The organism is Agrobacterium vitis, from assembly GCF_013426735.1.
Lineage (GTDB): Bacteria > Pseudomonadota > Alphaproteobacteria > Rhizobiales > Rhizobiaceae > Allorhizobium > Allorhizobium vitis_D.
This window is the reverse complement of sequence record NZ_AP023272.1, coordinates 411,048-425,025: the sequence shown is the minus strand read 5'-3', so window position 1 is coordinate 425,025 and position 13,978 is coordinate 411,048. Positions and strand designations below refer to the sequence as shown.

Genomic DNA, 13,978 nt, shown 5'->3' with positions numbered 1-13,978 from the left:
AGATGGAGGATAGAGAATATGGAGCATTTACCTGAAATTGGACTTGCTTTCGGGGCCTTTGCGCTCGGAATGTTCAGTCCCGGCCCCAATATTTTATCGGTCATCGGCACCTCAATGGCCGTAAACCGTAAAGCAGGCATTGCCTTAGCCCTCGGTATTTCAGCCGGATCTCTACTGTGGGCGTCTATGACAGCGATTGGGCTGACGGCGCTGATCAGCGCTTATGCATCTGTGCTAACGGTCATCAAGATCGCTGGCGGTTTGTATCTTCTCTGGCTTGCCTTCAAAGCTTTTCGCTCGGCGGCGTCCGCAAAGCCAAACTTAGACGCCTCCGTCCTAGCCGCAGGGAACCTGTATGTATTCTTTTTGCGCGGCTTGGCTATTCAGCTGACCAACCCTAAAGCTGCCCTGACGTGGATTGCAATCATGTCGCTTGGTCTTGCGGATTCCGCACCCACATCCACAGCGCTCATTATTGTGATTGGAACCACGATTCTATCGGTTGTCGGGCATACTGTATATGCTGTCGCCTTCTCCACCAAGCGCGTTGTGGCATTATACGACAGAGCACGTCGTTGGATTGACACAGCTTTGGGCGTCTTCTTCACCGTGGCAGGAATAAAGCTCCTTACAAGCCGCCCATAATTTCTCTCAGCAGCTCGCGTTTGCCGTCATTGAGAAGAACCATGAATACTTGTATCAGCGGCCGGAAGGAGAACTCCCAGCCGCTTTTTCGTGTCAGGTTACCTAATCACTACAAGCTAATGGCGAAAGCCCCGTCCTTTTCAGTCACCGCTGCGCCATTGGCCGTCACCTCGTAACCAGAACCATCAGCCTTGCGGCTAGCGGTGATGGCCACGGCCTTGCCGCCGATGCTGACCTCTGCCTCATAGGAGGAGAGGCTGGAGGGCAGGGCAGGCTTCAGGCTGATGCCCTCACCCTGGCGGTGAATGCCGAGGAAGCCTTCCAGCGCGAAGCGGTAGAGCCAACCAGCCGAGCCGGTATACCAGGTCCAGCCGCCGCGTCCTTCATAGCCGGGGCCGCCATAGACATCGGCAGCCACGACATAGGGCTCGACCCGGTAACGATCGGCTTCATCCGTGGTCTCGGCATGATGAACCGGGTTCAGCATCGAGAACACTTTCCAGGCCTCGTCATTGCGACCAAGCTTGGACAGAGCCAGACCCGTCCAGATTGCCGCATGGGTATATTGACCGCCGTTTTCGCGCACGCCCGGCGGATAGGACTTGATATAGCCCGGGTCCAGACGGCTCTTTTCGAACGGTGGGGTGAAGAGGCGAACGATCCCCACTTCGTCATCGATCAGCCGTCCGACCACAGAGTTCATAGCCTGCTGCTGACGCTCCGGCTCGGCAAAGCCAGACAGAACCGACCAGGACTGGGCGATGGCATCGATCCGGCATTCGTCCGACTGATCGGAACCCAACGGATCGCCATCATCGAAATAGCCACGGCGGTAGTGATCGCCATCCCAACCGGCTTTTTCCAGCGCAGCCTTCAGGCTCTTCAGGTATTTCGCCCAGGCCTTGACGCGGGCGCTGTCCTTGCGCTCCTCGGCAAAGGGCGTGAACACCGTCAACGCATTGGCAAGGAACCAGCCAAGCCAGACGCTTTCGCCGCGTCCGGCAACACCGACCCGGTTCATGCCGTCGTTCCAGTCGCCGCCAAGGATCAGCGGCAGGCCGTTGGTGCCGGTACGGGTGATGGCGAGATCGAGCGCCCGGGCCGCGTGTTCGTAGAGCGGTGCCTTCTCAGCGGAAATTTCCGGCTTGAAGAAGGCGTCGTGGCGACCAAGGGCCAGCGTCGGACCATCGAGGAAGCTGACGTCTGTATCCAGGATCGCCTTGTCGCCGGTCGCCGTGACATAGGAATGGACGGCATAGGCCAGCCAGACCACGTCATCGGAAATCGTGCTGCGAATGCCGGCACCGTTTTGCGGCAACCACCAATGCTGCACGTCACCTTCTTTGAACTGCCGTGAAGCAGCGTTGAGGATCTGGTCGCGGGCCAACTCTGGCCGGTAGAGCAGAAAGGCCAGGCTATCCTGCAACTGGTCGCGGAAACCATAGGCCCCCGATGCCTGATAGAAACCGGCACGTGCCTTGATGCGGCAGGCCAGCGTCTGATAGGGCAGCCAGTGATTGACCATATGGTCGAAGGCCTTGTCGCCGGTCTTCACCTTGATATGACCGGTGAAATCACCCCAGAAGGACTTGGCCTCGGCCAGTGCGCCATCAAAGCCCTTGGCTTTGGCAGCCGCAATGACGCTTCGCGCCTGTTCGATGCTTTCAGAATCGCCCAAGAGGAAGGTGATTGACGCTTCTTCGCCCGGCTGCAAGGTGATGTCGAAGGCCAGTGCCGCACAGGGATCGCCTTCCGGATCGATGGAGCCGGAGAGAGGCGAGCCTTTGGCCACGGCCTGCGGCATCTTGATATCACCATGCCGACCGATGAATTCGCGGCGGCTGGACGCAAAGCCCGACGCCGTTTCCACGGCGGTCAGGAAGGCGAAGCGACCCGAATAGTCGATGCTATAGGGGTTGGTCGCCATCAGCGCCCCGGTTTCCATATCATGGGACGGCAGCACAAAGGCCGCCGTCTTCTGCGGATTATTGCCGAGAATCCATTCGACATAACCGTAGCTGCGCAGACGACGAGCGCTATCGCCGGTATTGCGGATCGTAAGCCGGGTAAAGCGGACCGGCTCGACCTGATCGACTGTGACCGTCAGTTCGACGGCAAGTCCAGCAGCTTCAGTGGAGAACACCGAATAGCCAAGGCCATGACGGGTCTCATAGACGACGTCCTGCCGGTTGCTGGCAGCAGAGATCGGGCTGACCACCTCACCGCTGTCGAGATCGGCCACATAGAAGGCCTCGCCGGTACGGTTGGTGACAGCATCGTTCGACCATGGTGTCAGCTGATAGTCGCGTGAATTGCGGCTCCAGGTGAAGCCAGAGCCTTCGGCGGCAATATGGAAGCCGAAATTGTCGTTGGAGATCACGTTGATCCACGGCTGCGGCGTCGATTGGCCGGGGCCAAGCCGCACCACATATTCGGCACCATCGGCAGCAAAGCCGCCATAGCCGTTCCAGAACTCCAGATCGCTGCCATCAATGATTGGAGCAACAAGATCAGCACGGCCAGCCATGACCGGCACCGGCGGATACCAGTCGGCATCAATGGCGTCCACACCGCGCGGTGCTGCAAACAGCTCGGCGGCATGCGTCACCTGATCGGTGATCTTGCCATTGCGGGCATGGAGCACAACGCGGGCGGCGGCGAGCACGGCATTCCAGCCGCTGTCGTCCATCAGGTCGCGGCGCACCGCAAACACATGTTGCTGGCCGCCTTCGGCCTGCTTAGTGCGCATGCCCTCAGCCAACTGTTCCAGAGCATGCTGCATGTCCTGCGCATAGGATGCTGCCCGCTCGTTGAGGATCACGACATCGGTCACGACGCCATGGCGTTGCAGATAATCCTGGGCACTCAAAGCTTCGCGGACCACTTCGGTGTCCATCTCGTCATTGATGCGCACCGCGAAGATCGGGTAGTCGCCGGAGATCGAGTTTGGCCATAGCGCCGATTGCGAGGCAAGGCCAGCGCGCACGGTTTCCGGATCGGCCCGCAGATGCATGTCGGGATAGACCAGGTAGCGACCGAGCTGCTGGAAGGCGGCAGCCTGCTGCGAAGTGATGCCGATATGGCGCATCTCGACCTGGGTACGGGTCCAGGCATGCAGCATTTCGTGGTTGAACGCATCGGGATGACGATAACGCTCAATGGCGACATCGACTTCCTGACGGCTCGGGGCGGCAATGGTCCAATAGACCACGCTGACCTTCTTACCAGCGGGAACGCGCAGCACGCGGCGGAAGCTGGCGATTGGATCGAGCGTAAACCCGTCCGAACCAGACAGAGCAGCATCCGGATCGAAGGCCGCCGCCTCGGCCAAGGTGCGACCCCGACCGATGAACTTGTAGCGGTCGGTCTCGAATTCAGTATTGCGGCCCGGTCCCGATGTGTCGGAGACCAGATGCGCCACGCAGATATCCGGATCGCTCGGCGAACGCTTGTTGCGCTCGATGCGGATCACGTCGCCCTTGCGGCCAAGCTCGGTTTTCACGAACATCCGCGAGAACACCGGATGCGCGTTGTCGTTGTCGTCGCTCGACAGAACCGGCTCCATATAGGAGGTCACTTCGATGAAGCGGTCCTCGGTGCCGGTGTTGAGCAGGGTGACACGACGGCCTTCGGCGTCATGTTCGGTGGCAACCACGCATTCGACAGTCGAGGTGATGTCACCGACGGACTTGGTAAATTCGGCCTTGTCATCGCTGAAAACGACGCGGGTCTTTTCTTCAGCCGCACGGCGCGGCGCAGCGGTCGTTGACCACCATTCGCCCGACGCCGTATCGCGCAGGAAGATGAAGGTGCCGTTGCGGTCTTCGGTCGGATCGGCCTTCCAGCGGGAAACGGAGAGGCCATTCCAGCGGGAGAAGCCGGAGCCGGTGGCCGTCAGCATCACCGAATAATGGCCATTCGACAGCAGTACCAGTTCGCGGTCCTTGGAGAGCGGATCGGTAATTGTGCGAATTTCAGGACGCAGCAGGTCGGCCTGGCCCTTGCCGGGGGTCTGCGGCTCGTATTTGGCGCTCATCACAGGGATTTCGCGCGGTGCCTTTTCCTGCAACAGCAGTTCGGCTGCCTCGATCACCGGATCGGCGTGGAAGAGTTCACGCAACAAGCCGTTGAAGGTGACGTTGGCAATCGCTGCAATCGACATGCCGTGATGGTGGGCATAGTAATTGTAGACCACCGCGCAGGTCTTGCCCTTCGGCACCCGGGTCGGGGTGAAATCGACAGCGTCATGGAAACCATAGGCGCCAAGCGCGCCAAGCGCCCGCAGCTTTTTCAGGTTTTCAGCCGCTGCCTTCGGATCATACTGGCTGGCGAGAATCGACGCATAGGGCGCGATGACCGCGTTCTGGCCAAGGCCACGTTTCAGGCCGAGAGTGGGCACGCCGAAATTGGTATATTGGTAGGCGAGCGCATGGTCGCGGGCGTTGAAGGCCGCTTCCGAAATACCCCAGGGGATATTAAGGCGCTTGCCGTGGTTCATCTGTTCCTTGACGATCAGGTTGTTCGTCTGGTTCAGAATACCGCCCTGCCGTTCCTGCATGACCAGCGGTGGCATCAGATATTCGAACATCGAACCGGACCAGGAGACCAGCGCGGCACGTGAGCCAATCGGCACGACCTGACGTCCCAGCTTGTACCAATGTTCGGTGGGCAGATCGCCCTTGGCAATGGCAAACAGCGAGGTCAGACGAGCTTCGGAGGCCAGAAGGTCGTAGCAGGCCTCGTCCAGTTCCATGGTTTCGACACGATACCCGATGGAAAGCAGACGCCGTTCCTTGCGGAACAGGAAGGCGAAATCCATGGAAAACGCGAGGTCGCGGCTGCGGTCACGCAGGCTGGCCAAACGCTGGCGCAGCGGCTCGATATTGGACAGGTCGAAGGCGCTATCGGCGATATGGGATTCGCAGACCGCCACCAGTGCCTCACTCCAACGCAACAGGTCCGTGCTCTTGTCAGAGCGCAGCTCGTGGTGAAGATTGGCCGCCAGCTTCTGGATGTCACGCGCCAGAACCGCGAGGTTGATCACCCGGATCGAGGCGAATTCATGCTCGCGCTTGACCGAGGCCAGCGCATTGTTGAAGCCGATGATCCGCTCGTAGAGACGGGTGCGCAACGGGCGCACGGTCTTGCGGTCGTCAGGCAGTTCCTTCAGCGCTTCCATCAGGATGCCGCCGACATCGCCGATGCCATCAAGGCTGCCCTGGAGATGGGCAGACGGGGCTTCGGCCCAATGGCGGCAGGCAGACGAAATCGCAATTAGATGGCCAGCAAGATTGCCGCTATCGACCGCCGAAATATACCGGTTGCCGAGCGATTTCAGCGTATCGGTATGGTACCAGTTGTAAAGATGGCCCCGGAACTTGTCCATCTTCTCGACGGTGCCGATGGTCTGTTCCAGTTTTTCAATGGTCTGCTCGAAACCGAGCCAGCCGAAGTGACGGGCCGAGACAATCGACAGAAGATAGACGCCGATATTGGTCGGCGAGGTCCGCCGTGCGACAACCGGCTCCGGCGTTTCCTGGAAATTGTCCGGCGGCAGGAAGTGTTCACCGGCATTGGCGAAGGTCTCATAGTAGCGCCAGGTGCGGCGCGCGATGCGGCGCAGCTCGATCACGGTTTCTTCCGGCACCAGCAACCGGTCTTCCGTTTCGGCGGACTGGCTGACATACCAGGCAACCAGCGGCGACAACACCCACATCAGCGTGAAGGGCAGGCCGATCAGCGCGCCATAACCGGCTTCATAGGCCGAAAGGCCGAAGGCGACGAGGGCGAGCGTCGGTGCATAGCGCATCGTGCGGTAATAGGTCGGAATACTGCCCTGGGCCACCGACTGGATGCTGGCGGCGGTGCGCCATTCCAGCAGCAGCTTGCGGCTGACCAGCAGGCGATACATCGAGCGCACGATAGCATCGGCCATCATGCAGGCCATATCGGCGATGAACACGATACGAAGTGCCACTTGCGCATTGGCACCGCGCAAATCGGCCCAGAGCGACTGGAAGTGCGCGCTTGGCACGATATCCGTCTGACGTGGCACAAGCGCGTTGATCAGAGAGATTGTCGGCGCAACGAACAGCGAGAAGATCAACAGCAATTGCCAGATCAGCGTGTCGATCGGACTCATGGCGAACCAGCCGATCACGGACGCAGCGAACCAGGCAATCGGGGTCAGCGACCGGCGCAGGTTATCGACCATTTTCCAGCGGCCAAGCGAGGTAATACCGCGCTTCGGATCGAGGATATAGGGCAGCAACTGCCAGTCGCCCCGCGCCCAGCGATGCTGGCGGGAAATTTCCACTTCGTAACGGGTCGGAAAATCCTCGACCAGTTCGACATCCGTCACCAGCGCGCAGCGGGCAAACGAGCCTTCCAACAAGTCGTGGCTAAGAACGGTATTCTCGTCGATCTGGCCCTTGATAGCGCGCTCGAAAGCATCGACATGATAAAGGCCCTTGCCGGTGAAGCTGCCTTCGCCGGTAATGTCCTGATAGACGTCAGAAACGGTAAAGACGTAAGGATCGAGACCGCGATTGATCGAAAACACTCGCTGGAACACCGAGGCGTCCTTGCCTGTTGTCAGCGAGGGGGTGACACGCGGCTGAAGAATCCCATACCCGCTGACCACACGACCGGTTTCCGGGTCATGTACGGGCCGATTGATCGGATGATACATCTTGCCGACCATCTTGGTCACGGCATCGCGCATCAACCGGGTATCGGCGTCCAGCGTCATCACATATTGCACGCCATCCGGCACCGTATTGGCGCCCGGCAGGTAGGACGTATCCTTGTCGCCGCGCAACAGCATGTTCAGTTCATGCAGCTTGCCCCGCTTGCGCTCCCACCCCATCCAGCAATCTTCCTGGGGATTGAACAGACGGCGGCGGTGCAGGAAATAGAAACGGGTCTTGCCGTCTTCGTTGTAGCGGGCGTTCAGCACAGCCATTTCCCGCTTGGCATATTCCAGCACTTCGAGATCGGTTTCGGTCTCTTCGACCTTGGCATCCGGCCAGTCGCTGAGCAGCGAAAAATACACTTCGCCACGCGGATTGGTGAGGTAATGGACTTCCAGATTGCGGACCAATTCATCGACATGGTCGCGCTTGGAAATCATACAGGGAACGGCAACCAGCGTGCGGGCATCGTCGGGAATGCCCTCCTTGAACTCGTAACCGACCAGTCGTGCTGGCTTCAGGACAAAGGTGGACAGCGTGTTGAACAGGCCGGTTGCACCTTCGGATGCCGGCAAAGCAAACAGCACGACAAGAATGGCGATCAGCGGCACCGAAAGGCCAGCGTAAGACAGATACCAGGCGACAAGCGCCAGCGCCAATGCCGTCAGCGCCAGGACGGGCAGGGCGATGGCCAGCCAATGCAACCGCTTGAAGCTACGGGTGACCGCAATATGCGCGGGCACGCGATAATCGACCGCACGTTCCAATGCCTCCTTCTGCGCGCCCACGAGAACGCTGCCGACATTGGAAGGCGCGTCGGAGAGATCACCGGTCGAGGCAGCGGCCTTCGACAGATCGATGGCGATCTGGGCTATTTCCAGCTCGCTCTTGTCGGAACGGCGGGCCAGCTTTTCAATCGTGTTGCGGTAGCTGTTGCGTGAACCGAAATCCAGCGCTTCATAATCGCTGTGGCTGCGCAGGATCTTGTCAACATGGCTGACTTCTTCGACCCAGACCGACCATTCGGTGTCGTCGATGGTCCGCAGACCCTTGATGATACTGCCCATGCTGACATTGCCGGACGAAAGCCGGTTATGCTCGGCGGCCATCGCCTCTTCGGTGGTGCGGCCATTGGCCTCCAACCGCTGCTCCAGCCAGCTGACGGCAACGGCGGATGTCTGCGAACCGTTGCGCAAACGATAGAGAAACTGGGTGGCGAATGTATTGTCGTCGGCGAGCGATTCCAGCTGCTTTAAATATTCGCGGCAGGCGGCCTCGTCATTCAGCCGGACGATTTCGTCAGCGGCCTCATTGGCCTTGCGCCGCATCTGCCGGGATTTTTCCACCCGGGTCGAAATGCGCCGCAGATTTTCCACCAGCACAAAGCGCACCATAGAGGGCAGGGCCCACAATTCGCCGATTTCAAGCGAATGCTCGGACTGATAGCCTTCCGCCAGCGCCGTCATGCTTTCGCGTGTCACTGTGGAATGGGTATGAGCTACATAGAGCCAGGCCAGCGCCATGACGCGGGGAATGATCCGGTCGCCGACCTTGACCGTCGGCAATTGCCGATAGAATTTCTTGGGAAAGTCGCGGCGGACTTCCTGGATCGCTTCTTCGATAATGTAGTGATTGTCCAGCAGCCATTCGGCAGCAGGCGTAATCGTCGCCCCCGCCTCGACATCGGCGGCGGTGGTGCGATAGACGCGCAGGATTTCCCGCTCGTTTTCCTTATGCCGGGCGAAGAAATCGAAATCGAAGAAACCCGGAAGTGTGCTCATCACCGAAGTGGCGAGAGCCCTGGATTTCTCCTGCAACTCATCGATTGTCAGATAGGTGGCCCGGATCGAATCGTTATGATCGATATTGCGGGTTTCTGTATCGCGTGGCGCTGTGGACGGCGTCATAGATGGGGACATGTTTTCGAATCTGTTACCAGCAAGAGTGAAATCTGCCGCATTGGGATGATGCAGCACTTACATATGCGCAACGGGGCCTAGGGAAAGGCCCGCGGCTGCGGGAAAATCAATACGTCCATGACAGGCGCCTTTAAAAAAGGCTTGGTCAGGCGTTATACCAAGTCTCTGACATGCTGACGCATCCTCGCCTTGAAGGCATTGCAAATATCTCAAATGCATCAATCGCTTGAGATATTTGCAAAAGGAATACGAAGAGCAATCTTCAATGACTCCACGTATTAATCCGTCAATCCGGCAAGACGGGCGGAGATGATCTAGACAGAGTTTCACGGCGATAAACACTTCCTTTGCTTGGGCTCATCCATCTGCCGGACCTTTGCAGATCGATGTTGTCCCGACAATTTGTCGGCAAGACTGTTCATCCTAGTCTTCCACCCTGCAATGCGCAGTTTGAACCGAAGCTGAACGGGTGTTAGGGTCTCCCTCTATAAATCCAACGAGAACAAATCCACGACCCTCTGCCCGAGGTGGACTTTTCGAATCGGAAACAGACCATCCACATTTTAGGTTAACTATGTCTCTCTTTTTCTCCAATGCCATGAAAGATGTCGTCGAGATCAGGCGCTACCTCCATCAGCACCCGGAACTGGGGCTATCGGAGTTTCACACCTCCGATTATGTGGCTGGAAAACTGGAAGCCATGGGCTATGAGGTCACCAGAGGCCTGGCCCGCACCGGCATCGTCGCCACCCTGCGCAATGGGACCAGTCAGCGTTCCCTAGGGCTACGGGCGGATTTCGATGCTCTGCCAATCACTGAAGAGACCGGCCTCGATTATGCCAGCCTCACTCCCGGCCTGATGCATGCCTGCGGCCACGACGGTCACACGGCCATGTTGCTCGGTGCTGCCGGTATTCTGGCCGAACGCCGCAATTTCGATGGCATCGTGCATCTGATTTTCCAGCCAGCGGAAGAAAACTTTGGCGGTGCCCGGCTGATGATCGAAGACGGGTTGTTCGAGCGTTTTCAATGCGATGCGGTGTTTGGCCTGCATAACGACCCCGGTATTGCATTCGGCCATTTCGCCTTCCGGGAAGGGCCGATCATGGCTTCGGTGGATGAGTGCAAGATCACCGTGATCGGTCGGGGCGGCCACGGTGCCGAGCCGCAAAGCACCAGCGATCCGATCGTGGCAGGCGCGAGCATTATCATGGCGCTGCAAACCATTGCATCGCGCAATATCCACCCGCTCGATCCCGTCGTCGTCACCGTTGGGGCCTTTCATGCCGGTGCCGCCAGCAATGTGATACCGGAACGGGCGGACATGGTGCTGACCATCCGCAGCTTTGACGATCACGTGCGCGATGAACTGGAAAGCCGCGTTCGAGCCATCGCCGAGGGGCAGGCGGCCAGCTACGGCATGACCGTGGAGATCGACTATGAGCGGGGCTATCCGGCCACCGTCAATCACAAGGCGGAAACCGATTACGTGCGCGACCTTGCCAGACGCTTTGCCGGAGAAGGCAAGGTTTTTGATATGCCGCGTCCGACCATGGGCGGAGAGGATTTCGCCTATATGCTCCAGGAAAAGCCTGGCACCTACTTCTTCCTCGGTACCAAACGCACCGAAAACGACCCGCCGCTCCATCATCCGCGCTATGATTTCAACGACGACATCATCCCAACCGGCACGGCATTCTGGGTGGAACTGGTGGAAAGCCGCCTGAAGCTGGAATAGGGTATTCCAAGGATATTCAGAAACGCTCTGTTCAGGGCGATAATGCAGACAACCAAAAGGCGCGGCTCCCTTCGGAACCGCGCCTTTTCAACAGATAGAATGATTGGTTTATCCGACCTTCACTGCCGTCTTGTCGTCATCGTTCAGCAAACCGCTGGTATGCAATAGAGCTGCAAAACGGCCACCCTTGGCGCTCAATTCGTCATAGCCACCCATTTCGACAATACGGCCATGATCCAGGAACAGCACTTGGTCGGCTTCACGCACAGTCGATAACCTGTGGGCAATGATAAAGGTCGTGCGGTTCTGGCGCAGCCGGTCGATAGCGGATTTTACCCGCTCTTCGGTCTCCACGTCGAGCGCACTGGTTGCCTCGTCCAGCACCAGGATCGGCGCATCCTTCAGGATGGCACGGGCAATGGCGATACGCTGCCGCTCGCCGCCCGACAGACGGTTGCCACGCTCACCGACATCGGTATCGAAGCCAGACAGACGGCTTTCGATGAAGTCGGTGGCCGCAGCAGCCTCAGCCGCCTTGACGATATCCTCGTCCGTCGCATTTTCGCGCCCGATGCGGATGTTATCGGCAATCGACCGGTTGAGAATGCCCGCATCCTGAAACACAGTCGCAATCGAGTTGCGCAGCGACTGGCGGGTAATGGTGGAAATATCGGCGCCATCGATCAGGATCTGCCCCTGCTGCGGCTCATGCACCCGTTGCAGCAGGTTGATCAACGTCGTCTTGCCGGCACCGGTCGGCCCGACGATGGCAATCGTCTGTCCGGCCTTGACCGTAAAGGACACGTCCTTAACGCCCTGGGTGGTATTGGCGAAATCGAAGGAAACATGGCGGAATTCAACGTCGCCACGTACAGACTTCAAATCGCGATTGCCGACCGGCTCATCACGATCCTGCACGGAATCCTCCAGCACGTAGAAATCTTCAAGCTTGGCGCGCGCCTCGAAGATCTGCGTCGAAAACTGGCGCATCTGGTCGAGACGGGCGATCAGCAGATTGGCAAAGCCGATAAAGGCGATAACGTCGCCGACCCGCAATTCGCCGCTTTGCACCAGCATCGTGCCGATAATCAGGATGATCAGCATCGAAGCGGTAGAGGCGATGCGATTGAGGCCGCTGGCAATCGCCCACCAGTCCAGCACCGGATACTGAGCATCGAGCAGCTTGCTGGTAAAGGTCTTCAGCGCCGAGGTTTCGGCCTGGATACGGTTATAGCTATGCACCACCGAGACATTGCTGATCGTGTCGCTGACATGGGAAAACACCGTGTGGTAGTGGCTCTCGACGGAGGCCTGCCCATCCTTGGTCTTGTCCATCACCATCTTGCCGATCGCCACATAGATCAGACCAAGCACGATCAGCACCAGGGTCAGGCGTACATCCATGGAAAAGGCGGTCGGCACCAGCAACACGAGCGCTACTGCCGTGGCCAAATGGGTTCTCATGAATTCCAGCCAGAGGCCGAACAGCGTCTCGCTGGCGCGCAGCAGCGTATGCAGCGCATTGGATGTGCCGCGCTGGTGGTGCCAGGACAGCGGCATGGAAATAATCCGGCCAAAGGCTTCGGTCAGCAGGCTGGCCCGGCGGCCATGCGCCAGCCGATCGGCTTCGCGCGCAACAAGCACGAAAGCAATGGTGTTGAATATGCCAAAGCCGCCCCAGAGGAACAGAATATCCTTGACTGGCTTGCCACTGGAAATTGCGTCGATGATCCAACCAAACAGGATCGGCTCGGCAATGGTGATCACCGCCAATATGATATTGGCTGCCACCACGATGCTGACCTTCAGACGGTAAGCGGCAAGATATTGCAAGGCTCGCCAGTAAATTTGTAACAGGGACATGGCGTCAGTTTCTCCTGATCGGCTTCGAATTGGCCGGTTGAGGCATCGTATCACGATATTTTAAGGAGACGAACCTGAACGCTGCCTATACAGACCCGCAGATGTTGTGCAAAGTCCGGTTTTGGAATTCTCTTTTTCACCATGCTTGCTATGGGTAAAATTTCAGGTAGCCGAATTAACAAACACATAAGCTTAACGTGTATTTTAAGAAATAGTGTTTGATAATAATTAGAGAATGTTAATGTTCAGTCTGGTGCTGGACCTAGGGGGTGCGTGTGAGTGTCAATCATCTCATACAGTTTTTGGCTGTATCTCAGGGATGCCGAAGTCGCGAGGAGCTGATCCTAGAATTGGAGAAACTCCTCGAATTTTATAAATTCGATTATTACGGCCTAGTGCGCAGTCCCAAACCTGACCAAAACCCCATGTCGCTGGTGCTTGCAGGACGCTGGCCGGAAAAATGGCCGCAGGTCTATATCACGAAAAAATTCGTGCTGATCGACCCTGCCATTCGCTATCTGGCGCAAGCGCAACGGCCGTTCCGTTGGAGCGAAACGCTGACGGCATTCAGCCAGGACCCACATTTCAAACGCATGCAGCGGATGATGATGGATGCCCAGCGCTTTGGTCTTGAGGAAGGCTATATCTTCCCCATCCACGGGCGGGGCGGATTGCTGGCCAACATGACCATTGGCGGGCGATCGGTGGAACTGACCCCGATTGAGATCATGCTGTTCGATACGGTGGCGAAATGCGCCTTCTGGCGGCTGGCGGAAATCAACGGCGAAGACGAACTGCTGTCGATGGTGCAAAAAGTCGATGTTCGCCTGACCCGACGCGAGCTTGAAATTCTCAATTATCTCGGAGAGGGCATGACCTCGAATGAGATGAGCAAATTGCTCGAGATTTCGAACCACACCGTCGATTGGTATGTCAACGAATTGCAGGACAAGTTGAACGCCAAGAATCGGCAACATATGGTAGCAATTGCTTATCGTCTCGGCCTGATCAGCTGATAATTTCATCGTTCTGCTGACTTGCCTAAATTGCGCGATGTCTTGCAAACCGCTATGGATTCTCTTCGCAGGCGCACAATGAGCGCCTGATGAAGAGGAGGCCCA

5 protein-coding genes are annotated in these 13,978 nt (G+C 58.0%); 3 read left to right on the top strand and 2 right to left on the bottom strand.

Going from position 1 to position 13,978, the window contains the following annotated elements; translation table 11 throughout:
• The first annotated feature begins 18 nt into the window (after window positions 1–18).
• Complete coding sequence (locus tag H1Y61_RS01925) at window positions 19–645, top strand: LysE family translocator (RefSeq protein WP_180573561.1); 627 nt, start codon at window positions 19–21, stop codon at window positions 643–645.
• A 109-nt stretch (window positions 646–754) separates the two neighbouring features.
• Here H1Y61_RS01925 and H1Y61_RS01920 read toward each other — a convergent pair whose 3' ends face one another.
• A complete protein-coding gene (locus H1Y61_RS01920; protein WP_180573560.1) occupies window positions 755–9,256 on the bottom strand; it encodes a GH36-type glycosyl hydrolase domain-containing protein in 8,502 nt (2,833 codons plus the stop codon).
• Between the two features lie 598 nt (window positions 9,257–9,854).
• Here H1Y61_RS01920 and H1Y61_RS01915 point away from each other — a divergent pair.
• Window positions 9,855–10,994, top strand: coding sequence for a M20 aminoacylase family protein (locus tag H1Y61_RS01915; protein ID WP_180574378.1), 1,140 nt, complete (start codon window positions 9,855–9,857; stop codon window positions 10,992–10,994).
• A 108-nt stretch (window positions 10,995–11,102) separates the two neighbouring features.
• Here the strand turns inward: H1Y61_RS01915 and H1Y61_RS01910 are convergent, their stop codons facing one another.
• Window positions 11,103–12,857 (bottom strand): glucan ABC transporter ATP-binding protein/ permease, encoded by a 1,755-nt coding sequence (locus H1Y61_RS01910; RefSeq protein ID WP_174112104.1) that lies wholly within the window; start codon window positions 12,855–12,857, stop codon window positions 11,103–11,105.
• 275 nt (window positions 12,858–13,132) lie between these two features.
• Here H1Y61_RS01910 and H1Y61_RS01905 point away from each other — a divergent pair, with 275 nt between their 5' ends.
• Entirely contained in the window at window positions 13,133–13,873 is a 741-nt protein-coding gene (locus H1Y61_RS01905) for a helix-turn-helix transcriptional regulator (RefSeq protein WP_174112105.1), read from the top strand.
• Window positions 13,874–13,978: the final 105 nt, after the last annotated feature.